18 protein-coding genes, 3 tRNA genes and 3 rRNA genes are annotated in these 21,632 nt (G+C 53.4%); 9 read left to right on the top strand and 15 right to left on the bottom strand.

What is annotated here, in order from left to right; all coding sequences use genetic code 11:
- Window positions 1–98: 98 nt before the first annotated feature.
- The gene (locus tag ABFI50_RS13400) at window positions 99–1,274 is read right to left on the bottom strand and encodes an MFS transporter (protein WP_347484249.1); all 1,176 of its coding nucleotides are present in this window, start codon (window positions 1,272–1,274) and stop codon (window positions 99–101) included.
- Window positions 1,275–1,378: 104 nt separating this feature from the next.
- Here ABFI50_RS13400 and yafC point away from each other — a divergent pair, with 104 nt between their 5' ends.
- Entirely contained in the window at window positions 1,379–2,284 is a 906-nt protein-coding gene (gene yafC / locus ABFI50_RS13395) for a DNA-binding transcriptional regulator YafC (protein WP_050863206.1), read from the top strand.
- Between the two features lie 29 nt (window positions 2,285–2,313).
- Here yafC and dkgB read toward each other — a convergent pair whose 3' ends face one another.
- The 8 genes from dkgB to gmhB all read right to left on the bottom strand — a co-directional run bounded on the left by dkgB (window position 2,314) and on the right by gmhB (window position 9,483).
- Window positions 2,314–3,117, bottom strand: a complete 804-nt coding sequence (gene dkgB, locus ABFI50_RS13390; protein ID WP_014882652.1) for a 2,5-didehydrogluconate reductase DkgB — start codon at window positions 3,115–3,117, stop codon at window positions 2,314–2,316.
- A 160-nt stretch (window positions 3,118–3,277) separates the two neighbouring features.
- Window positions 3,278–3,354: transfer RNA gene (locus tag ABFI50_RS13385), tRNA-Asp, on the bottom strand.
- A gap of 56 nt (window positions 3,355–3,410) precedes the next feature.
- Window positions 3,411–3,526, bottom strand: a 5S ribosomal RNA gene (gene rrf, locus ABFI50_RS13380).
- Between the two features lie 65 nt (window positions 3,527–3,591).
- Window positions 3,592–6,496 (bottom strand): 23S ribosomal RNA (locus tag ABFI50_RS13375).
- Window positions 6,497–6,676: 180 nt separating this feature from the next.
- Window positions 6,677–6,752: transfer RNA gene (locus ABFI50_RS13370), tRNA-Ala, on the bottom strand.
- A 108-nt stretch (window positions 6,753–6,860) separates the two neighbouring features.
- A tRNA-Ile gene (locus ABFI50_RS13365) sits at window positions 6,861–6,937 on the bottom strand.
- A gap of 70 nt (window positions 6,938–7,007) precedes the next feature.
- Window positions 7,008–8,547, bottom strand: a 16S ribosomal RNA gene (locus ABFI50_RS13360).
- Together the 16S, 23S and 5S rRNA genes with 3 tRNA genes alongside form the textbook arrangement of a ribosomal RNA operon.
- Before the next feature lie 369 nt (window positions 8,548–8,916).
- A complete protein-coding gene (gene gmhB / locus ABFI50_RS13355; protein WP_014882651.1) occupies window positions 8,917–9,483 on the bottom strand; it encodes a D-glycero-beta-D-manno-heptose 1,7-bisphosphate 7-phosphatase in 567 nt (188 codons plus the stop codon).
- 188 nt (window positions 9,484–9,671) lie between these two features.
- Here gmhB and metN point away from each other — a divergent pair, with 188 nt between their 5' ends.
- The 6 genes from metN (at window position 9,672) to proS (ending at window position 15,251) form a co-directional block, all read left to right on the top strand.
- Window positions 9,672–10,703 (top strand): methionine ABC transporter ATP-binding protein MetN, encoded by a 1,032-nt coding sequence (gene metN, locus ABFI50_RS13350; protein ID WP_023332146.1) that lies wholly within the window; start codon window positions 9,672–9,674, stop codon window positions 10,701–10,703.
- Window positions 10,696–11,349: a methionine ABC transporter permease MetI gene (locus ABFI50_RS13345; RefSeq protein ID WP_003856130.1), complete on the top strand. Its 654-nt coding sequence runs from the start codon at window positions 10,696–10,698 to the stop codon at window positions 11,347–11,349. Before metN ends, ABFI50_RS13345 begins: the two co-directional genes overlap by 8 nt.
- Window positions 11,350–11,389: 40 nt before the next feature.
- Window positions 11,390–12,205, top strand: a complete 816-nt coding sequence (gene metQ, locus ABFI50_RS13340) for a methionine ABC transporter substrate-binding lipoprotein MetQ (RefSeq protein WP_014168729.1) — start codon at window positions 11,390–11,392, stop codon at window positions 12,203–12,205.
- A 106-nt stretch (window positions 12,206–12,311) separates the two neighbouring features.
- On the top strand, window positions 12,312–12,716 hold the full coding sequence (gene rcsF / locus ABFI50_RS13335; protein WP_008501883.1) for an Rcs stress response system protein RcsF: 405 nt from the start codon (window positions 12,312–12,314) through the stop codon (window positions 12,714–12,716).
- The gene (gene tsaA / locus ABFI50_RS13330) at window positions 12,713–13,420 is read left to right on the top strand and encodes a tRNA (N6-threonylcarbamoyladenosine(37)-N6)-methyltransferase TrmO (RefSeq protein ID WP_063614442.1); all 708 of its coding nucleotides are present in this window, start codon (window positions 12,713–12,715) and stop codon (window positions 13,418–13,420) included. The genes rcsF and tsaA overlap by 4 nt, the downstream gene beginning before the upstream one ends.
- A 112-nt stretch (window positions 13,421–13,532) precedes the next feature.
- On the top strand, window positions 13,533–15,251 hold the full coding sequence (proS, locus tag ABFI50_RS13325) for a proline--tRNA ligase (protein ID WP_063614441.1): 1,719 nt from the start codon (window positions 13,533–13,535) through the stop codon (window positions 15,249–15,251).
- A gap of 47 nt (window positions 15,252–15,298) precedes the next feature.
- On the opposite strand, the gene nlpE is transcribed toward proS, so the two are convergent.
- From nlpE to ABFI50_RS13310, 3 genes are read right to left on the bottom strand one after another with little or no spacing between them, the layout of a single operon-like run.
- Window positions 15,299–15,997, bottom strand: coding sequence for an envelope stress response activation lipoprotein NlpE (nlpE, locus tag ABFI50_RS13320; protein ID WP_063614440.1), 699 nt, complete (start codon window positions 15,995–15,997; stop codon window positions 15,299–15,301).
- A 34-nt stretch (window positions 15,998–16,031) separates the two neighbouring features.
- A complete protein-coding gene (arfB, locus tag ABFI50_RS13315) occupies window positions 16,032–16,454 on the bottom strand; it encodes an alternative ribosome rescue aminoacyl-tRNA hydrolase ArfB (RefSeq protein ID WP_014882646.1) in 423 nt (140 codons plus the stop codon).
- Window positions 16,451–16,996 carry a YaeQ family protein gene (locus ABFI50_RS13310; RefSeq protein WP_032637468.1) on the bottom strand — a complete coding sequence of 182 codons (546 nt, stop codon included), beginning with the start codon at window positions 16,994–16,996 and terminating at the stop codon, window positions 16,451–16,453. Before ABFI50_RS13310 ends, arfB begins: the two co-directional genes overlap by 4 nt.
- A gap of 195 nt (window positions 16,997–17,191) precedes the next feature.
- Between ABFI50_RS13310 and ABFI50_RS13305 the strand changes: the two genes are divergently transcribed.
- Window positions 17,192–17,392 (top strand): YaeP family protein, encoded by a 201-nt coding sequence (locus ABFI50_RS13305; protein WP_008501889.1) that lies wholly within the window; start codon window positions 17,192–17,194, stop codon window positions 17,390–17,392.
- Window positions 17,379–17,639 carry a Rho-binding antiterminator gene (rof, locus tag ABFI50_RS13300; RefSeq protein WP_014882644.1) on the top strand — a complete coding sequence of 87 codons (261 nt, stop codon included), beginning with the start codon at window positions 17,379–17,381 and terminating at the stop codon, window positions 17,637–17,639. The genes ABFI50_RS13305 and rof overlap by 14 nt, the downstream gene beginning before the upstream one ends.
- A 28-nt stretch (window positions 17,640–17,667) precedes the next feature.
- On the opposite strand, the gene tilS is transcribed toward rof, so the two are convergent.
- From tilS to ABFI50_RS13285, 3 genes are all read right to left on the bottom strand, one after another.
- The gene (gene tilS / locus ABFI50_RS13295; protein ID WP_347484239.1) at window positions 17,668–18,957 is read right to left on the bottom strand and encodes a tRNA lysidine(34) synthetase TilS; all 1,290 of its coding nucleotides are present in this window, start codon (window positions 18,955–18,957) and stop codon (window positions 17,668–17,670) included.
- A gap of 58 nt (window positions 18,958–19,015) precedes the next feature.
- On the bottom strand, window positions 19,016–19,405 hold the full coding sequence (locus tag ABFI50_RS13290; protein WP_014882642.1) for a VOC family protein: 390 nt from the start codon (window positions 19,403–19,405) through the stop codon (window positions 19,016–19,018).
- Window positions 19,406–19,470: 65 nt separating this feature from the next.
- Complete coding sequence (locus tag ABFI50_RS13285) at window positions 19,471–21,603, bottom strand: lysine decarboxylase LdcC (RefSeq protein WP_023336776.1); 2,133 nt, start codon at window positions 21,601–21,603, stop codon at window positions 19,471–19,473.
- Between the last annotated feature and the right edge of the window lie 29 nt (window positions 21,604–21,632).

Here is a 21,632-nt window from a genome sequence, read left to right as displayed (position 1 = left end):
AACGGACTGGTTCTAATGTTATAGGGACTTTAGGTCACACTTTCAACGCAATTTCTGAGAAACCGCTTTCCAGTTTTGTAAGCAAGCACTTACTGATGTTATCCCAGTGCTACGCGAGTAGGTTTATCGAGGCGGCCACTCAGCCCTATCAGCAGGAAAGCGACAAGGACGATCACCGCACCAATCCAGGGAGTCTGGGTTAATCCAAAGTGTTCGACGGTTTGTCCGCCAATAATGGAGCCCAGCGCGATCCCAATATTGAACGCGGCAATGTTCAGTCCGGATGCCACATCCACGGCGTTTGGCGTATAGAGCTCCGCTTTCTGAACAACATAAACCTGAAGCCCGGGCACGTTGCCAAAAGCGAAGACACCCATTACCAGTACCGTGATCAGTGCGGCGTATTGCATGGACGCCGTGAACTGGAATATCAACAGCAGAACCACCAGGGCGGCGAAGATAAATTTCAGCGCCGGAACCGCACCATGTTTATCTGCAAGCTTGCCGCCCCAGATATTGCCAATCGCCACGGAAATACCGTATCCCAGCAAAATCCAGCTCACGGCACTCGGGGAGAAGCCTGCCAGGTCCTGCATCATCGGTGCCAGGAAGGTGAAGGCGGTAAATACGCCTCCATAGCCCAGAGCCGTGACCGCGTAGATGATTAGCAAACGCGGATGGGTAAGCACCTTTAGCTGATCGCTCAGGCTGGCGCTGGCCCGGCCTGGAATAGTCGACGGTACCAGCAGCAGGCTAGCAACAAGGGCAATAACCCCCAATAAGGAGACGGCCAGAAACGTCTCACGCCAGCCGAAGTGCTGTCCGATAAACGTGCCTAGCGGCACACCCGTAACGAGTGCGACGGTCAGTCCACCAAACATGATCGCAATAGCTGAGGCTGCTTTCTCTTTGGGGACCAGGCTGGTTGCAATGGTGGAACCAATTGAGAAGAACACGCCGTGTGCAAGGCCGGTCAACAGACGGGCAATTACCAGGGTGGTGTAGTCCGGTGCCTGCCAGGCCAGAATGTTACCGGCGGTGAACAACACCATCAACGCAACTAACAGCTGCTTACGCGGAAAACGTCCGGTCAGAGCCGTCAGCACAGGCGCACCGACAGCGACGCCCAGGGCGTAGATTGACACCAGCAATCCGGCGGAAGACAGCGAGATCGCAAGCTGGTTAGCAATGGTGGGAACCAGTCCCACGATAACAAATTCGGTCGTGCCAATTGCAAAGGCACTGATCGTCAGGGCAAGTAGCGCCAGTGGCATAAAATACTCCGTATCATCAGGATTAAGATGACAGGCAGTATGCGCCAGTGCTTAAATAACAAAAATGGTCAAAATATCAATAGAATTTTGCAGGTGGTGCAACAATGAAAGCAACGTCAGAAGAGCTGACAATCTTTGTCGCCGTTGTTGAAAGCGGTAGCTTTAGCCGTGCAGCCGAACAGCTGGGACAGGCTAACTCGGCCATCAGCCGCTCAGTGAAAAAGCTGGAGATGAAGCTTGGGGTGAGCCTGCTCAACCGGACGACGCGGCAACTGAGCCTGACGGAAGAAGGAGAGCGTTATTTCCGCCGCGTGCAGTCGGTGCTGCAGGAGATGGCTGCAGCAGAGACAGAAATTATGGAAAGCCGCAGCACGCCGCGGGGATTGCTGCGCATTGATGCGGCCACGCCGGTAGTACTGCACTTTCTGATGCCGCTGATCAAACCTTTTCGTGAACGCTATCCGGAGATGACGCTTTCTTTGGTCTCATCAGAGACGTTTATCAACCTCATCGAGCGTAAAGTGGATGTGGCTATCCGGGCCGGTACACTGACCGATTCAAGCTTGCGCGCCCGCCCGCTTTTTGCCAGCTACCGAAAAATTATCGCGTCGCCGCAGTACATTGCTGAGCACGGTAAACCGGAGACCGTTGAAGAGTTGAAGCAGCACCTTTGTCTGGGCTTTACGGAACCGGTATCACTGAACACCTGGCCTGTCGCCTGTCGTGATGGTCAGCTTCATGAAATTACCAGTGGGTTATCGTCAAACAGTGGAGAAACGCTAAAGCAACTGTGTCTTGAAGGGAACGGCATCGCGTGCCTGTCTGACTATATGATAGATAAGGAGATTGCACGAGGTGAACTGGTGGAACTGATGGCGGATAAACGTTTGCCGGTCGAGATGCCTTTTAGCGCAGTGTATTACAGTGACAGAGCGGTGAGTACGCGGATTCGTGCTTTTATTGACTTCCTGAGTGAACATATAAAGACAGCTCCCAGAGGAGCTGTATGAGGGTTAAGGCGACAGAGGGTTAGTGAAACTTAATCCCAGTCAGGCGCTAAACCTTCCGGGCTGACCAGGCGATCGTTGCACTCCAGTGCTGCGATCGCTTTTTTATCGTCATCATCCAGATGAAGGTCGACCGCTGACAGGTTGCTGGCCAGGTTTACACGTTTGGTTGACGATGGGATCACGGCATAACCTTCGCCCATTGCCCATGCCAGAATGACCTGTGCCGGGGTCGCGTTATGTTTTTCAGCAATACGTATAATCGCCTCATCTTTCAGTGCCTTACCATAAGCCAGCGTCATGTATGACGTGATGTGGATACCGTGCTGCTTTGCCCAGTCCACGACTTTATGGTTTTGCAGGTAAGGTGAAAGTTCAATCTGGTTGGTCGCGATATTTTCTGCACCTACTGCGGCAATGGCTTTTTCCATCAGCGGAATGGTGAAGTTTGAAATACCGATTTCACGCGTTAATCCCTGCTTTTTCGCTTCCATCAGCGCCTGCATGAACTCTTCTACAGAAACGGCATCGTTTGGTGATGGCCAGTGGATCAGCGTCAGATCCACGTAGTCAGTACGCAGCTTTTTCAGACTCTCTTTCAGGCTCGGGAGCAGTTTGTCTTTGCTGAGGTTTTCAATCCAGATTTTGGTGGTGATAAATATCTCGTTACGCGGTACGCCACTCTCTTCAATGGCCTGTCCAACGGCAGCTTCATTTTCATAGATCTGTGCCGTATCAATTGCGCGATAGCCTAACTCGAGTGCCGTTTTAACAGATGCGATAACAACGTCGTCTTTCAGGCGGAAAGTGCCCAGACCAAATGCAGGGAGAGTCATAGTATTCCTCAATCATTATGTTCGTAAACTGAGGAGGATTATCGCTGGCGTCGTTATATTGAAAAAGATCGTAAAACGCAGAGGATTTTTGCTCATTTCGCAATAATTAAACAGCAGATAAGAAAAAAGCCCTGAGCGATAACTCAGGGCTTTCAATAAGTGGCGGAACGGACGGGACTCGAACCCGCGACCCCCTGCGTGACAGGCAGGTATTCTAACCGACTGAACTACCGCTCCACCGAAGACTGCTTGTAACCACCGGATTTATGCACCGGCTTACTACTTAATTTGATGCCTGGCAGTTCCCTACTCTCACATGGGGAGACCCCACACTACCATCGGCGCTACGGCGTTTCACTTCTGAGTTCGGCATGGGGTCAGGTGGGACCACCGCGCTAAAGCCGCCAGGCAAATTCTGTTATCTGTATCAGGCTGAAAATCGTCTCTCTCACGCCAAAACAGCTTCGGCGTTGTAAGGTTAAGCCTCACGGTTCATTAGTATCGGTTAGCTCAACGCATCGCTGCGCTTACACACCCGACCTATCAACGTCGTCGTCTTCAACGTTCCTTCAGGAGACTTATAGTCTCAGGGAGAACTCATCTCGGGGCAAGTTTCGTGCTTAGATGCTTTCAGCACTTATCTCTTCCGCATTTAGCTACCGGGCAGTGCCATTGGCATGACAACCCGAACACCAGTGATGCGTCCACTCCGGTCCTCTCGTACTAGGAGCAGCCCCCCTCAATTCTCCAGCGCCCACGGCAGATAGGGACCGAACTGTCTCACGACGTTCTAAACCCAGCTCGCGTACCACTTTAAATGGCGAACAGCCATACCCTTGGGACCTACTTCAGCCCCAGGATGTGATGAGCCGACATCGAGGTGCCAAACACCGCCGTCGATATGAACTCTTGGGCGGTATCAGCCTGTTATCCCCGGAGTACCTTTTATCCGTTGAGCGATGGCCCTTCCATTCAGAACCACCGGATCACTATGACCTGCTTTCGCACCTGCTCGAGCCGTCACTCTCGCAGTCAAGCTAGCTTATGCCATTGCACTAACCTCCTGATGTCCGACCAGGATTAGCTAACCTTCGTGCTCCTCCGTTACTCTTTGGGAGGAGACCGCCCCAGTCAAACTACCCACCAGACACTGTCCGCAACCCGGATCACGGGTCTACGTTAGAACACCAGCCATTAAAGGGTGGTATTTCAAGGGCGGCTCCACGCAGACTGGCGTCCACGCTTCAAAGCCTCCCACCTATCCTACACATCAAGGACCAGTGTTCAGTGTCAAGCTATAGTAAAGGTTCACGGGGTCTTTCCGTCTTGCCGCGGGTACACTGCATCTTCACAGCGAGTTCAATTTCACTGAGTCTCGGGTGGAGACAGCCTGGCCATCATTACGCCATTCGTGCAGGTCGGAACTTACCCGACAAGGAATTTCGCTACCTTAGGACCGTTATAGTTACGGCCGCCGTTTACCGGGGCTTCGATCAAGAGCTTCGCGTTGCCGCTGACCCCATCAATTAACCTTCCGGCACCGGGCAGGCGTCACACCGTATACGTCCACTTTCGTGTTTGCACAGTGCTGTGTTTTTAATAAACAGTTGCAGCCAGCTGGTATCTTCGACTGATTTCAGCTCCACCCGCAGGGGCTTCACCTACATATCAGCGTGCCTTCTCCCGAAGTTACGGCACCATTTTGCCTAGTTCCTTCACCCGAGTTCTCTCAAGCGCCTTGGTATTCTCTACCTGACCACCTGTGTCGGTTTGGGGTACGATTTCGTGTTACCTGATGCTTAGAGGCTTTTCCTGGAAGCAGGGCATTTGTTACTTCAGCACCGTAGTGCCTCGTCATCACACCTCAGCGTTAATAAGGTACCGGATTTACCTGGAACCTCCGCCTACATGCTTAAACCGGGACAACCGTCGCCCGGCTAACATAGCCTTCTCCGTCCCCCCTTCGCAGTAACACCAAGTACAGGAATATTAACCTGTTTCCCATCGACTACGCCTTTCGGCCTCGCCTTAGGGGTCGACTCACCCTGCCCCGATTAACGTTGGACAGGAACCCTTGGTCTTCCGGCGAGCGGGCTTTTCACCCGCTTTATCGTTACTTATGTCAGCATTCGCACTTCTGATACCTCCAGCAACCCTCACAGGCCACCTTCAACGGCTTACAGAACGCTCCCCTACCCAACAACACATAGTGTCGCTGCCGCAGCTTCGGTGCATGGTTTAGCCCCGTTACATCTTCCGCGCAGGCCGACTCGACCAGTGAGCTATTACGCTTTCTTTAAATGATGGCTGCTTCTAAGCCAACATCCTGGCTGTCTGTGCCTTCCCACATCGTTTCCCACTTAACCATGACTTTGGGACCTTAGCTGGCGGTCTGGGTTGTTTCCCTCTTCACGACGGACGTTAGCACCCGCCGTGTGTCTCCCGTGATAACATTCTTCGGTATTCGTAGTTTGCATCGGGTTGGTAAGCCGGGATGGCCCCCTAGCCGAAACAGTGCTCTACCCCCGAAGATGAGTTCACGAGGCGCTACCTAAATAGCTTTCGGGGAGAACCAGCTATCTCCCGGTTTGATTGGCCTTTCACCCCCAGCCACAGGTCATCCGCTAATTTTTCAACATTAGTCGGTTCGGTCCTCCAGTTAGTGTTACCCAACCTTCAACCTGCCCATGGCTAGATCACCGGGTTTCGGGTCTATACCCTGCAACTTAACGCCCAGTTAAGACTCGGTTTCCCTTCGGCTCCCCTATACGGTTAACCTTGCTACAGAATATAAGTCGCTGACCCATTATACAAAAGGTACGCAGTCACCTAACAAGTAGGCTCCCACTGCTTGTACGTACACGGTTTCAGGTTCTTTTTCACTCCCCTCGCCGGGGTTCTTTTCGCCTTTCCCTCACGGTACTGGTTCACTATCGGTCAGTCAGGAGTATTTAGCCTTGGAGGATGGTCCCCCCATATTCAGACAGGATACCACGTGTCCCGCCCTACTCTTCGAGTTCACAACCTGTGCATTTTCGTGTACGGGACTATCACCCTGTACCGTCGGACTTTCCAGACCGTTCCACTAACACACAAGCTGATTCAGACTCCGGGCTGCTCCCCGTTCGCTCGCCGCTACTGGGGGAATCTCGGTTGATTTCTTTTCCTCGGGGTACTTAGATGTTTCAGTTCCCCCGGTTCGCCTCGTTAACCTATGTATTCAGTTAACGATAGTGCAACGAATTGCACTGGGTTTCCCCATTCGGACATCGCCGGGTCAAAGGTTCATATCACCTCGCCGGCGCTTTTCGCAGATTAGCACGTCCTTCATCGCCTCTGACTGCCAGGGCATCCACCGTGTACGCTTAGTCGCTTAACCTCACAACCCGAAGATGTTTCTTTCGATTCATCATCGGTTTGCGAAAATTTGAGAGACTCGAACACACATAACATGTGTGTCGTTTCAATTTTCAGCTTGATCCAGATTTTTAAAGAGCAAAACTTCGCAGTGCACCTTTTCAGGTTCACTCTGAAGTTTTCTTGTGTTCGCAGTAAAAGATGGTGGAGCTATGCGGGATCGAACCGCAGACCTCCTGCGTGCAAAGCAGGCGCTCTCCCAGCTGAGCTATAGCCCCATCGTTTTGCCAACCTCTGTACCGGTAATTTTTGTTGAGGCAAGGCGTGGTGACACGAAGCATACTTAAGTATGTGAGTGTCGCCGCAACGCAGCATCAGCAAAAATTTGGTAGGCCTGAGTGGACTTGAACCACCGACCTCACCCTTATCAGGGGTGCGCTCTAACCACCTGAGCTACAAGCCTGCAGAGATTTTTACTGCTGTTTTTTCATCAGACAATCTGTGTGAGCACTACAAAGGCAGGTTCTTTAAGGTAAGGAGGTGATCCAACCGCAGGTTCCCCTACGGTTACCTTGTTACGACTTCACCCCAGTCATGAATCACAAAGTGGTAAGCGCCCTCCCGAAGGTTAAGCTACCTACTTCTTTTGCAACCCACTCCCATGGTGTGACGGGCGGTGTGTACAAGGCCCGGGAACGTATTCACCGTAGCATTCTGATCTACGATTACTAGCGATTCCGACTTCATGGAGTCGAGTTGCAGACTCCAATCCGGACTACGACGCACTTTATGAGGTCCGCTTGCTCTCGCGAGGTCGCTTCTCTTTGTATGCGCCATTGTAGCACGTGTGTAGCCCTACTCGTAAGGGCCATGATGACTTGACGTCATCCCCACCTTCCTCCAGTTTATCACTGGCAGTCTCCTTTGAGTTCCCGGCCTAACCGCTGGCAACAAAGGATAAGGGTTGCGCTCGTTGCGGGACTTAACCCAACATTTCACAACACGAGCTGACGACAGCCATGCAGCACCTGTCTCAGAGTTCCCGAAGGCACCAATCCATCTCTGGAAAGTTCTCTGGATGTCAAGAGTAGGTAAGGTTCTTCGCGTTGCATCGAATTAAACCACATGCTCCACCGCTTGTGCGGGCCCCCGTCAATTCATTTGAGTTTTAACCTTGCGGCCGTACTCCCCAGGCGGTCGACTTAACGCGTTAGCTCCGGAAGCCACGCCTCAAGGGCACAACCTCCAAGTCGACATCGTTTACGGCGTGGACTACCAGGGTATCTAATCCTGTTTGCTCCCCACGCTTTCGCACCTGAGCGTCAGTCTTTGTCCAGGGGGCCGCCTTCGCCACCGGTATTCCTCCAGATCTCTACGCATTTCACCGCTACACCTGGAATTCTACCCCCCTCTACAAGACTCTAGCCTGCCAGTTTCGAATGCAGTTCCCAGGTTGAGCCCGGGGATTTCACATCCGACTTGACAGACCGCCTGCGTGCGCTTTACGCCCAGTAATTCCGATTAACGCTTGCACCCTCCGTATTACCGCGGCTGCTGGCACGGAGTTAGCCGGTGCTTCTTCTGCGGGTAACGTCAATTGCTGCGGTTATTAACCACAACACCTTCCTCCCCGCTGAAAGTACTTTACAACCCGAAGGCCTTCTTCATACACGCGGCATGGCTGCATCAGGCTTGCGCCCATTGTGCAATATTCCCCACTGCTGCCTCCCGTAGGAGTCTGGACCGTGTCTCAGTTCCAGTGTGGCTGGTCATCCTCTCAGACCAGCTAGGGATCGTCGCCTAGGTGAGCCGTTACCCCACCTACTAGCTAATCCCATCTGGGCACATCTGATGGCAAGAGGCCCGAAGGTCCCCCTCTTTGGTCTTGCGACGTTATGCGGTATTAGCTACCGTTTCCAGTAGTTATCCCCCTCCATCAGGCAGTTTCCCAGACATTACTCACCCGTCCGCCACTCGTCACCCGAGAGCAAGCTCTCTGTGCTACCGTTCGACTTGCATGTGTTAGGCCTGCCGCCAGCGTTCAATCTGAGCCATGATCAAACTCTTCAATTTAAGTTTGATGCTCGTGAATTAAACTTCGTAATGAATTACGTATGTTCACTCAGAGACTTGGTATTCATTTATTGTCCGAAGACATTAAGAATCCATGTCACTTTGAGTGCCCACACAGATTGTCTGATAAATTGTTAAAGAGCAGTTGCAACGCGGCTTTCGCTCACCGTTGCGAGGTGGCGTATATTACGCTTTCCTCTTTCAGAGTCAACCCGTTATTTCAGGATTTTTTCTCTTCAACCGACCGGGTTGTCTGTGAAGTGATTCACATCTGCCGTGTCGATGGAGGCGCATTATAGGGAGCTGCCGAGGAATGACAAGTGGAAATATGCATTTTTATTTCGACCGCTCACCTTTTCACCAGAACGGCTATTTTTGGTGCTTTTTAATCTCTTTTGGCAGATCGGCCAGGCTATTAATCACCCAATCCGCGGCATTTTCAGCTTCTGGCGTAACAGGCTTACCCGTGCGCACTAATATTTTGGTCCCCACACCTGCAGCTGCTGCTGCCTGCATATCTTCCAGTTTATCGCCCACCATATAAGAAGCGGCCATATCGATGTGCAGAAACTCTTGCGCGGAGATAAACATTCCCGGATGCGGTTTACGGCAATCACAGGTCTGGCGATACGCTTCTACGGTTCCCTGAGGGTGGTGTGGGCAATAATAAATGCCATCAAGATCGACCCCGCGATCCGCCAGCGACCAGTCCATCCATTCTGTCAGCGTCTCGAATTGCGCTTCGGTGAATTTACCGCGCGCAATACCAGACTGGTTCGTTACGACCACCAGCGCGTAGCCCATCTCTTTCAGCTGGCGCATTGCCTCTATAACGCCTTCGATAAATTCGAACTCATCAATCTCATGGACATAACCGTGATCCACATTAATAGTGCCATCACGATCGAGAAAAATTGCGGGTACTGATTTTGCCACCGGTTTGCTCCTGAAAAAGGCCTGTTGAGCTAGTATCTCATGAAACGCAGCGCAATAAAGTGCTCATCGTACAGAGTTGGATTGATTTAGACGTCTGGATGCCTTAACATCCGTTTTGTTTACGGTCATCACCCGTATCTGGCAGAACAAAATGCCACGGCTAACTTACATACGATAAAAATAATCTAATGATTAAACTTTCCAATATCACCAAAGTGTTCCAGCAGGGGAACCGAACCATTCAGGCGCTGAACAATGTCAGCCTGCATGTTCCTGCTGGTCAAATTTATGGCGTCATTGGCGCATCGGGTGCAGGTAAAAGCACGCTGATCCGTTGTGTTAACCTGCTTGAGCGTCCAACCCAGGGTAACGTAGAAGTTGGCGGCCAGGAACTTACCGCTCTTTCAGAGAAAGAACTCACCAAAGCGCGTCGTCAGATTGGCATGATCTTCCAGCACTTCAACCTGCTGGCTTCCCGCACCGTTTTCGGCAACGTCGCCTTGCCGCTGGAGCTGGACAACACACCGAAAGAAGAAGTGAAGCGTCGCGTTACCGAACTGCTCGACCTCGTGGGTCTGGGTGACAAACATGACAGCTACCCGGCAAATCTGTCTGGTGGTCAAAAGCAGCGTGTGGCGATTGCCCGCGCACTGGCTAGCAATCCTAAGGTATTGCTGTGTGATGAAGCGACCAGCGCACTGGATCCGGCTACCACGCGTTCTATTCTGGAACTGCTGAAAGACATTAACCGTCGCCTCGGCCTGACGATCCTCCTTATTACGCACGAGATGGATGTGGTGAAACGCATCTGCGACTGCGTGGCGGTCATCAGCAACGGTGAACTGATTGAGCAGGATACCGTCAGCGAAGTGTTCTCCCATCCGAAGACCCCGCTGGCGCAGCAGTTCATTCAGTCGACGCTGCACCTGGATATTCCGGAAGATTATCTGGAGCGTTTGAAAACTGAACCCGCGGCAGACAGTGTCCCAATGCTGCGCATGGAGTTCACCGGTCAGTCCGTTGATGCCCCTCTGCTTTCCGAAACCGCGCGTCGCTTTAACGTGAACAACAACATTATCAGCGCCCAGATGGATTACGCCGGTGGCGTGAAGTTCGGCATCATGCTGACGGAAATGCACGGCACACAAGAAGAAACCCAGGCGGCAATCGCCTGGCTGCAAGAACACCACGTAAAAGTAGAGGTACTGGGTTATGTCTGAGCCGATGATGTGGCTGCTGGTTCGCGGCGTTTGGGAAACGCTGGCAATGACCTTCGTATCGGGTTTCTTTGGTTTTGTGATTGGCCTGCCGGTCGGCGTACTGCTGTATGTCACGCGTCCGGGTCAAATCATTGAGAACGCGAAGCTCTACCGTACGCTCTCTGCACTGGTTAACATCTTCCGTTCCATCCCGTTCATTATTCTGCTGGTGTGGATGATTCCATTTACCCGCGTGATCGTTGGTACGTCAATCGGTCTGCAGGCGGCCATTGTTCCGTTGACGGTAGGCGCTGCGCCGTTTATCGCCCGTATGGTGGAAAACGCCCTGCTGGAGATCCCAACGGGATTGATCGAGGCCTCTCGTGCGATGGGCGCAACACCTATGCAGATCGTCCGCAAGGTACTACTGCCTGAAGCACTGCCAGGCCTGGTGAACGCGGCGACGATTACGCTTATTACTCTGGTGGGGTATTCCGCTATGGGCGGTGCCGTAGGTGCCGGCGGTTTAGGCCAGATTGGCTACCAGTACGGCTATATTGGTTATAACGCTACCGTAATGAATACCGTTCTGGTATTGCTGGTTGTGCTGGTTTACTTAATCCAGTTCTCTGGCGATCGCATCGTCCGGGCTGTTACTCACAAATAACGTTACACACAACACAAACTCGACGAGTTAAGGATAAAACATGGCGTTTAAATTAAAGACCTTTGCAGCAGTAGGCGCGCTTATTGGCTCTCTGGCACTGGTGGGTTGCGGTCAGGACGAAAAAGATCCAAACCACATCAAAGTGGGCGTTATCGTAGGTGCAGAACAGCAGGTTGCTGAAGTTGCCCAGAAAGTGGCGAAAGAGAAATACGGCCTGGACGTTGAGCTGGTGACCTTCAACGATTACGTTCTGCCAAACGAAGCGCTGAGCAAAGGCGATATCGACGCTAACGCCTTCCAGCATAAGCCTTACCTGGATCAGCAGATCAAAGATCGTGGCTATAAACTGGTGGGTGTCGGTAACACCTTCGTTTATCCGATTGCCGGTTACTCCAAGAAGATTAAATCACTGGATGAACTGCAGCCGGGCTCTCAGGTTGCGGTGCCTAACGACCCAACCAACCTTGGTCGTTCCCTGCTGCTGCTGCAGAAAGTGGGCCTGATCAAACTGAAAGATGGTGTTGGCCTGCTGCCAACCGTTCTGGATGTCACCGAGAACCCGAAAAATCTGAAAATTGTTGAACTGGAAGCCCCACAGCTGCCACGTTCTCTGGACGATGCGCAGATTGCTCTGGCCGTTATCAACACCACTTACGCCAGCCAGATTGGCCTGACGCCAGCGAAAGACGGTATCTTCGTTGAAGATAAAGACTCCCCGTACGTTAACCTGATCGTGACTCGCGAAGACAACAAAGACGCGGAAAACGTGAAGAAGTTCGTACAGGCTTATCAGTCTGACGAAGTTTACCAGGAAGCCAACAAAGTGTTTAACGGCGGCGCGGTTAAAGGCTGGTAATCTCACCTCAGTGTAATATCATCAGGACGGGCTTATGCCCGTCTTGTCATTTGTGCAGTCAACTGATTCAATATCTGACGTTTTGATTATCCATTGAGGAATTATTATGCGTGCTTTACCGATCTGTCTTTTAGCACTCATGCTGAGCGGCTGTTCTATGCTAAGCAGATCTCCTGTTGAACCTGTTCAAAGCACGGCAACCCCGCCAAAAACAGAGCCTGCGAAACCGAAAGTGGTTCGCCCTGCGCCGGTTCGCATTATCACGAAAGCTGACGAACTCGTCGGTAAACCGTTCCGTGAACTGGGTGAAGTAAGCGGTGAATCCTGTCAGGCAACCAATCAGGACTCTCCGCCGAATATCCCGACAGCGCGTAAACGCATGCAGATTAACGCTGCCAAAATGAAAGCCAACGCGGTTCTGCTGCACAGCTGTGAAGTCACCAGCGGCACGCCGGGCTGCTATCGTCAGGCAGTTTGCATCGGTTCTGCGCTGAACATTACGGCGAAATGAGTGCATTTCAGTTTGAGCAGATAGGCGTTATCCACTCTCCCTATAAAGAGAAGTTCGCCGTGCCTCGCCAGCCGGGTCTGGTGACCAGCGGCGGGGGCGAGCTTCATCTTCTGGCGCCTTACAACCAGGTCGATGCGGTACGCGGGCTTGAGGCATTTAGCCATTTATGGGTGGTATTTGTCTTTCATCAGACGATGGAAGGCGGCTGGCGACCAACCGTGCGCCCTCCTCGTCTGGGTGGAAATGCGCGAATGGGCGTATTTGCGACTCGCTCGACCTTCCGTCCAAACCCGATCGGGATGTCGTTGGTTGAACTGAAAGGCATACGTTGTCAGAAAGATCGGGTGATACTGAAATTAGGCAGTCTGGACCTGGTGGACGGCACGCCGGTTATCGACATCAAACCCTATTTGCCCTTCGCGGAAGCACTCCCGGACGCGCGCGCAAGTTATGCTCAGGATGCACCGCAGGCGGATATGCCTGTCTCTTTTACCCCTGAGATCGCCTCGCAGCTTAGCCAGATGGAGAAGCGCTATCCTCGTTTGCGGAATTTCATCACCGAAGTGCTGGCACAGGACCCCCGTCCAGCCTACCGTAAAGAAGAGGAAGCAGGAAAAACATACGCCGTCTGGCTGCTGGATTTTAACGTGCGCTGGCGCGTCACCGGGGCAGGTTTTGAAGTGTTTGCCCTTGAACCCAGGTAATTTTGTTCTCCTCTCTTTTGGCATCTTTGCCACACTGGTAAACTAAACCACTTTTTTTGTGTCAGGCTGGTGTTTCAGCCTGTTCCAATCGTCGAAATGGAACCGTAACAACATGCGTACTAGCCAATATCTGCTCTCCACTCTGAAGGAGACGCCTGCCGACGCCGAAGTGATCAGCCATCAGCTGATGCTGCGCGCCGGGATGATCCGCAAGCTGGCCTCCGGGTTATATACCTGGCTGCCGACCGGCGTGCGCGTCCTGAAAAAAGTCGAAAACATCGTGCGTGAAGAGATGAACAACGCCGGTGCTATCGAGGTGTCCATGCCTGTGGTTCAGCCCGCTGACCTGTGGCAGGAGAGCGGCCGTTGGGAACAATATGGCCCAGAGCTGCTGCGTTTCGTCGATCGCGGCGAGCGTCCATTCGTTCTCGGCCCAACGCATGAAGAGGTCATTACCGACCTGATCCGTAACGAGCTGAGCTCTTACAAACAGCTGCCGCTGAACTTCTTCCAGATTCAGACCAAGTTCCGTGATGAAGTTCGTCCTCGTTTCGGGGTGATGCGCTCCCGCGAATTCCTGATGAAAGATGCTTACTCTTTCCATACCTCTCAGGAATCGCTGCAAGAGACCTACGACAAAATGTACGAGGCATACAGCAAAATCTTCTCCCGCATGGGTCTGGATTTCCGCGCTGTGCAGGCTGATACCGGCTCCATCGGTGGTAGCGCATCCCATGAATTCCAGGTACTGGCGCAGAGCGGTGAAGACGATGTGATCTTCTCGGACTCTTCAGATTACGCCGCGAACATCGAATTTGCAGAAGCGCTGGCACCAAAAGAACCACGCGGCGCTGCAACGCAGGAGATGACGCTGGTTGATACGCCAAACGCGAAAACCATTGCTGAGCTGGTTGAGCAGTTCGGTCTGCCGATTGAAAAAACCGTCAAAACGCTGCTGGTGAAATCTACCGAAGGCAGCGCTTACCCGCTGGTTGCCCTGCTGGTGCGTGGCGATCACGAGCTGAACGAAGTGAAAGCAGAGAAGCTGCCGCAGGTCGCGAGCCCGCTGACGTTTGCAACAGAAGCGGAAATCCGTGCCGTGGTCAATGCAGGTCCTGGCTCTCTCGGCCCGGTTAATATGCCGGTTCCGGTTGTTATTGACCGCACTGTTGCTGCGATGAGCGACTTCTCCGCCGGCGCTAACATCGACGGTAAACACTACTTCGGTATTAACTGGGATCGCGACGTGGCGACGCCTGAAGTGGCAGACATCCGTAACGTGGTCGCAGGCGATCCAAGTCCGGACGGTCAGGGCACCCTGATGATTAAGCGCGGTATCGAAGTCGGTCACATCTTCCAGCTGGGTGACAAATACTCTCGCGCATTGAACGCCGCCGTTCAGGGTGAAGATGGCCGTAACCAGATCCTGACCATGGGCTGCTACGGTATCGGGGTCACTCGTGTGGTCGCGGCGGCCATTGAACAGAACTACGACGAGCGTGGCATCGTCTGGCCGGACAATATCGCTCCGTTCCAGGTTGCGATTCTGCCAATGAACATGCACAAATCCTACCGTGTGCAGGAGCTGGCTGAGAAGCTGTACGCCGAGCTGCGTGCTCAGGGTATCGAAGTGCTGATGGATGACCGTAAAGAGCGTCCGGGCGTGATGTTCGCCGATATGGAACTGATTGGTATTCCACACACGGTGGTCATCGGTGACCGTAACCTCGACAGCGATGAGATCGAATACAAATACCGTCGTAGCGGCGAGAAACAGATGATCAAGACAGGCGATATTCTTGATTACCTGGTGAAAGCCATCAAAGCCTAAACAAAAAACCCCGCTCAGGCGGGGTTTTTTAATGGATAATCGTCAGCTTATTGACTGTTACAGTCTTTGCCTGCGATAAATTTCGCCTCTTTATCCACCACCAGCGTTTTCACGCTCTCCCCGCTATCCGGGTTTGGCTCCAGCGTAAAGTGACCATCTACGGTCAGCAATACCGGCTTGCTGTCATTGCCACGCGCCACGGCGTAATCACGTTCAAGCTGCGCGTTGTTCGCCACGCTGACTTTCTTACCCGTTGCACAGTCGGTAAAGATCGCCGCATCCGCCATATAGAAATACATACCCCGCATTGGCATCGGCGTAGCAGGCAGGGCCGCTTTCACCGGCGCAAGCGTATAGTTGAACTGGGATTCAATCGGGTTGCCCTCGCGGTCGAGCATCTCCATCCCCTCACCTTTGGCGCGGAAATACGTTTTCTCACCCGTGGTATCCGTCAGAATCAGCTTTTCCGCCGTACGCGCCCAGGTTCCGTAGGTCGCAAACGAAGAGGGTTCTTTAGCGCCCTGATAACGCTGGTTCATAACCCAGGTGCCGTCTTTTTGCAGGAACAGGGACGTTTCGATGCCTTCACAGTCTGCACAAGGCAATACGCCGCGCCAGCTCTGCTGCATAGGCTTTAACGCTTCATTCTGCGAGGGCTGCAAAACCTGCGTTTCAGAACGGTTGTTACACCCGAAAAGCGCAAACAGCGTACTCACTGCCAGCGCTGAAAATAATGCTTTTTTCACAATGAATTCCTTATGAAAAGTGTGTTCCCTTTCGTCACTCCATCGGGCGACGAACTTTACCGCGTAGTGCTTTCACTGTGGATTTTTGGGCTTTCGAGGACAACCGACGCTCTTTCGATGCGCGGGTTGGCCGCGTTGCCCGGCGGCTTTTTTGTACTGCTGTTAATTCTTTAATAACGGCCACCAGCCTGGCTATCGCCGCTTCCCGGTTTAACTCCTGGCTGCGGTACTCCTGGGCTTTAATCACAATCACACCTTCGCTGGTGATCAGATGATGGCTGGCAGCAAGCAGACTCTCTTTATAATACTCTGGCAGGCTTGATGCCCGAATGTCAAAACGCAAATGGATCGCCGTTGACGCCTTATTGACGTGCTGTCCACCCGCCCCCTGAGCACGGATGGCGGTGATCTCCAGCTCATTATCAGGGATGCTGACGTTTCGGGACAAAACAATCATGACGCAGGCTGCCAGGCCGTCAGATGAATTTCCAGATTATTCTGAGAATCAGAGAGCCAGATGGCGCCGTCTTGAATGGTTGCCTGCAGCGCCATCGTCCGGCCGGCAAACTCACTGAGCTGCGCCAGCTGTTCATCATTCAGATACCAGACGGTGAGATTTTTATACTGCGCACATTTATTCTTGTTTTGTTGCCACCAGATCTCCGCCGCGCGCTGGTTATAGGCGAATAATGCCACTTCAGCGGACTGGGTACAGGCCTTTTTAATCCGACGCTCGTCCGGCAGACCGAGCTCGATCCACAGGTCGATGCCCAGATGATCGTTTCGCAGCCAGGCTTCTGGCTCGTCCTCTGCGCTTAAGCCGCGGGTAAACTGCAGCCGCTCGTTGGCGTATTTAATCCACGCCAGCAGGCGCAGCATCATACGCTCCTGGGTTTCGGAGGGGTGGCGCGCCAGCGTCAGCGACGCATCCAGAAACTGGTTGCGATCAAGATCGGCCACATTGACCACTGCTTTATAAATTGTCGCTTTAAGCGCCATGAGAGAACTCCATTCGAATCAGGGGCACATTGTAGCGAAAACAGAGGCAAAAGGCTGTCACGCGGTGATAAATCACACCTGTCAAGGCGCTGATATTGCTTAAATGAGTATGGTATAGTCACCTTGCTAAACCGAGTTTATCTTCGTAGGCTTAATGATATCTCACAGTAAGTCAGTGCGCTGGCGGGAGGGGATGTGAATAATTATTGTGAGTTAATTCGCAAACGGTATGCGGAAATCGCCAGCGGAGATCTGGGGTATGTTCCGGACGCGTTGGGCTGTGTATTGAAAGTGCTTAATGAAGTGGCCTCTGATGAGAGCCTTTCAGAGTCGGTCAGGGAAAAAGCAGCGTACGCTGCGGCGAATTTACTGGTGAGCGATTATGTCGATGAATGATACTTATCAACCCATCAATTGTGATGACTATGACAACCTCGAACTCGCCTGCCAGCATCATTTAATACTGACGCTGGAGCTAAAAGATGGCGAAGTATTGAAGGCAAAAGCCAGCGATCTGGTTTCACGTAAAAACGTGGAATATCTGGTTGTTGAAGACGGCAGTGCAACGCGTGAGCTACGTCTGGATAAAATAGCCAGCTTCAGCCACCCGCAAATCGGCACAGTCGTGGTGAGCGAATCCTGATGACACTTACGGGCAGCCTGGCTGCCCGTTACATTTTCTGCCAATCAAAACTGACCCCTTCTTCTGACCATCCCTCTTCCGTGATGAAAACCCCGGTAGCAGCCATCAACGTTTCACCGTAAAACAGCAGTGGCGTGGTATCACGTCGCCACGGCGGCACGCTGCACTCCTGCCATATCTTCTTAAGCTTCCGTCCCCCGTTGCGCCCGACAATATGCAGCAAACCACCAGCCTTGAAGCGTACGGTTACCGGCTCACCAGGCTTCGGCAGACGCACATGACCGGACGGGCTCAAAGAGACGCTCCCTGCACCACAGGGCAATATCAGCGGTACCTCTGGCGACGCCCAGTCGAGTACCACCTCGGTCAGAGAAGGCGTGGATTTGACCCACCAGAGTTTGCCTTTATAGCGCCTGACCTCAAAACCATTCAGAAACACGCAGGGGGAAGCATCTTCCCGCGCCTGCGCGACTTCGTCCCAGATCCGGCTCAGCATCGCCCGCGACGGCATCGCTGCATGATGAGTAGCCAGCCAGCGGCGTAACAGTGCGGCGCGGCGCACCGGGCTCATCGCCTCCAGGGGCGCTATCGCCAGTGCTCCGTCTTCAGAAATCAGGTCAGCCAGATCCGCACTCAACAGTTCATCCAGCAACAATTCCTGTTCAGCACAAAGCATGGCGCTTCTCGCTGTCGCGTCGGCGAAATGCGGCCAGCGCTCGCTCAACAGCGGCAGGATGCGCAGACGCAGGAAATTACGATCGTAACTGTCGTCCTGATTACTCTCGTCTTCTATCCAGTTCAGCTGATATTCCCGCGCCCAGGCTTCCAGCGACGCCCGCGTCTCGCCCAGCAGCGGGCGCAGCAATTGCGTCCCGGCAAACTCAGATCGTGCAGGCATGGCGGACAGCCCCGCCGGTCCGCTTCCCCGCTTAAGCGCCAGCAAAAAAGTTTCGCACTGATCGTCCAGATGCTGAGCCGTGACCAGCGCTTCACCAGGAAGTAATGCCGCGGAAAAAGCGGCATAGCGGGCTTTCCGCGCCTGTGCCTCGATGCCCTTCCCCTCATCAATGAGCGTGACGCGCTCAACGATGAACGGGATCGCCCAGGCCGCACACAAGGCTTCACAGTGCGCCACCCACTCCTCAGCGTGAGGACTTAATCCATGATGGATGTGCATAGCCCGAAGCTGGACGTCAGGCTCCCGGTCGCGCCAGCGTTTCAGGCGATGGAGCAGAACGGTGGAATCCAGGCCACCGCTAAACCCCACCAGCAGCTGGCGGTACGGTGAAACAGCTTGTGCGATAGCGGGTAAGGTCATAGGAAATTACACATAAAAAATGCCCGAACTGAGCGGGCATTATCACACAGGACAAACATTACTGCTGGTAAAGCTCCAGCGGCAAACCGTCCGGGTCGTTAAAAAAGGTAAAACGCTTGTCGGTGAAGGGATCGACACGGATCGGTTCACACGTCACGCCGTGCGCTTCCAGATGTTTTACTGCGTTATCCAGGTCATCAACGCTGAAGGCAAGATGGCGCAGTCCACAGGCTTCCGGGCGCGACGGGCGCGCAGGCGGGAAGGGAAAAGAGAACAGCTCAATCACATATTGCCCGTTTAAAGCGAGATCCCCCTTCCAGGAGTCACGCTCCTCGCGGTAGGCCTCGCTCAACAGCGTAAAGCCAAGAATGTCACAATAGAAGGCCTTACTTTTCGCGTAATCGGTAGCAATGATCGCAATATGGTGAACCGCTTTTAAACCCAGCATAGCTTCTCCTTTTTATGATGTCTGAACGTTACAACCGAGAACCCGCACCTGGCAAGCGGTCACCCTTATTTTAGGACTCGCACCCAGTAAACGCCGTGCTCATCGCGCTTCGCACCGTGAATATCCGTCTCGAAACCCGGATAGTGACGCCCCACCGAACAGAGCATCAGCAGAAAATCGAGCACTGCCCGGCTCTCCTCGGTGATCATTTCCCCCGGCATCAGCAGCGGTACACCCGGTGGGTAAGGCAGGATCATATTGGCCGACACGCGCCCGACCAGATTTTCCAGCTCAACGGTTTCTACCTCACCTTTTACCTGCCGCTGCCAGGCCTTGTGAGGCGTCAGCTTCATGTCAGGCAGGACGTCAAACGCCTGAAGCATGAGGCGCGGCAGATCGTGCTGGCGGATCAATCTGTGGATCCCCAGGGCCAGATCCTGAATGCGCATATTGCGGTAGAAGTCAGGATCTTCCGCGTAGAGATCCGGCAGCATGTTCTTCACCCGCAGGTTGAGATCGTAGGCACGCTTAAACTCCATCAGCCCGCGCAGCAGACCCATTGCCCGGGTTTTATCGATCCCGATACTGAACAGGAACAACAAATTATAGGGGCCGGTCTTCTCCACTACCACGCCGCGCTCATCAAGGAACTTCGCCACCAGCGCGGCGGGAATACCTTCATCACCCATTACCCCCTGCTCGTCCATGCCAGGCGTCAGGATCGTCACCTTAACCGGATCGAGGAACATGTGGTCCGCATCGGCATCGCGGAAGCCGTGCCAGCTCTCCCCAGGCGCAACGGGCCAGCACTCGGCCTCGTCGATCTCTTCCGGCTGCCAGATATCAAAGAACCAGCCGTCTGCCTCATCTTTCAACCGCTGGACCTCTTTACGGAAATGCAGCGCCCGCTCCACCGAGCGGTTTATCAGGCGTTTACCCGGGTTGCCGCGCAGCATCGCCGCCGCGGTTTCGATAGATGCCACCAGCGGATAGCTCGGTGAAGTGGTGGTATGCATCATAAAGGCTTCGTTGAAGGTCTCCTCGTCGTACTCGCCTTTGATGTGAATAAGAGACGCCTGGGAAAAGGCGGCCAGCATTTTGTGGGTCGACTGCGTTTCGAAGAACACTTTGCCCGGCACGCGCTCGCCGCTCATCCCGCTCTTACCCGAATAAATCGGGTGAAAATTGGTATAAGGCACCCACGCAGAATCGAAGTGGATCGACGGCACGTCCAGCGTCTGCTTGATCCAGTTGGTGTTGTATAACAGGCCGTCATAGGTGGAATTGGTGATCACCGCATGAACAGGCCAGCTTGCGCCAGGGATCGCCGCAACTTTCTTTTCAATGGTTTGATGCGTGAACTCCCGGCGTGGGATGCCGCCGAGAATCCCCAGCGCGTTACGCGTAGGCGATAACCAGAGCGGCACCACGTCGCTCATCATCAGCAGGTGCGCCAGCGATTTATGGCAGTTGCGGTCAATCAGCAGCGTGCTGCCCGCAGGCGCAGCGTACATCCCGACGATTTTGTTCGAGGTCGAGGTGCCGTTGGTAACCATATAGCTCTGCTCAGCGCCAAAGGTGCGGGCAATATACTCCTCGGCCTCCAGATGCGGGCCGGTATGATCCAGTAGAGAGCCCAGTTCCGTGACCGAAATTGACACGTCCGCTTTCAGCGTGTTGCCCCCGAAAAAATCATAGAACAGACATCCTACAGGGCTTTTTTGATAGGCTGTTCCGGCCATATGCCCTGGCGTGCAGAAGGTGTATTTCCCCTCTTTCACATAGGTAAAAAGCGCGCGGGTAAAGGGCGGCGTAATGTTATCGAGGTATTCACCCGTGTACTGCTGAATGCGGGTCGCGATATCTTCCGCCACGCCGAGAGAATATTCAAAGAACCACAGCGCCATCCGCATATCATGCGCGCTGACGTCCATGGTCGAGTGGGTATTGATAAAGGCATACAGCGGGAGATATTCGTTCAGCTTGTTGATCTCGCTGCACAGCTCCAGATCGTATTCGTCCCAGTCGAAGATCACGCCACAGATTCGCGGGTTATGCTCAATAAACTTCAGCAGGTCGGCGCTGTTGTGCGGCCAGATGAGCTGATACCCGCGCGACTGAAGGGCTTGCTCCAGCTCCTTGATGGGCTCGTCTTTATAAAAGACGCCGTGCGGCCCCATAATGGCAATGATGTTCACGGTCTACCTCCTTGAAAAACATTAGCTAA

This window comes from Enterobacter sp. HNDS-6, from assembly GCF_039850505.1.
GTDB lineage: Bacteria > Pseudomonadota > Gammaproteobacteria > Enterobacterales > Enterobacteriaceae > Enterobacter > Enterobacter kobei.
The sequence above is the reverse complement of the archived record's forward strand: the minus strand, read 5'-3'. Positions and strand labels throughout refer to the sequence as shown.

Excerpts from the sequence above, each read along its gene's own strand:
- ABFI50_RS13400 (WP_347484249.1), bottom strand. The coding sequence starts at position 1,274 with ATGCCACTGGCGCTACTTGCCCTGACGATCAGTGCCTTTGCAATTGGC.
- yafC (WP_050863206.1), top strand. The coding sequence starts at position 1,379 with ATGAAAGCAACGTCAGAAGAGCTGACAATCTTTGTCGCCGTTGTTGAA.
- dkgB (WP_014882652.1), bottom strand. The coding sequence starts at position 3,117 with ATGACTCTCCCTGCATTTGGTCTGGGCACTTTCCGCCTGAAAGACGAC.
- metN (WP_023332146.1), top strand. The coding sequence starts at position 9,672 with ATGATTAAACTTTCCAATATCACCAAAGTGTTCCAGCAGGGGAACCGA.
- ABFI50_RS13345 (WP_003856130.1), top strand. The coding sequence starts at position 10,696 with ATGTCTGAGCCGATGATGTGGCTGCTGGTTCGCGGCGTTTGGGAAACG.
- metQ (WP_014168729.1), top strand. The coding sequence starts at position 11,390 with ATGGCGTTTAAATTAAAGACCTTTGCAGCAGTAGGCGCGCTTATTGGC.
- rcsF (WP_008501883.1), top strand. The coding sequence starts at position 12,312 with ATGCGTGCTTTACCGATCTGTCTTTTAGCACTCATGCTGAGCGGCTGT.
- tsaA (WP_063614442.1), top strand. The coding sequence starts at position 12,713 with ATGAGTGCATTTCAGTTTGAGCAGATAGGCGTTATCCACTCTCCCTAT.
- proS (WP_063614441.1), top strand. The coding sequence starts at position 13,533 with ATGCGTACTAGCCAATATCTGCTCTCCACTCTGAAGGAGACGCCTGCC.
- arfB (WP_014882646.1), bottom strand. The coding sequence starts at position 16,454 with ATGATTGTTTTGTCCCGAAACGTCAGCATCCCTGATAATGAGCTGGAG.
- ABFI50_RS13310 (WP_032637468.1), bottom strand. The coding sequence starts at position 16,996 with ATGGCGCTTAAAGCGACAATTTATAAAGCAGTGGTCAATGTGGCCGAT.
- rof (WP_014882644.1), top strand. The coding sequence starts at position 17,379 with ATGTCGATGAATGATACTTATCAACCCATCAATTGTGATGACTATGAC.
- tilS (WP_347484239.1), bottom strand. The coding sequence starts at position 18,957 with ATGACCTTACCCGCTATCGCACAAGCTGTTTCACCGTACCGCCAGCTG.
- ABFI50_RS13290 (WP_014882642.1), bottom strand. The coding sequence starts at position 19,405 with ATGCTGGGTTTAAAAGCGGTTCACCATATTGCGATCATTGCTACCGAT.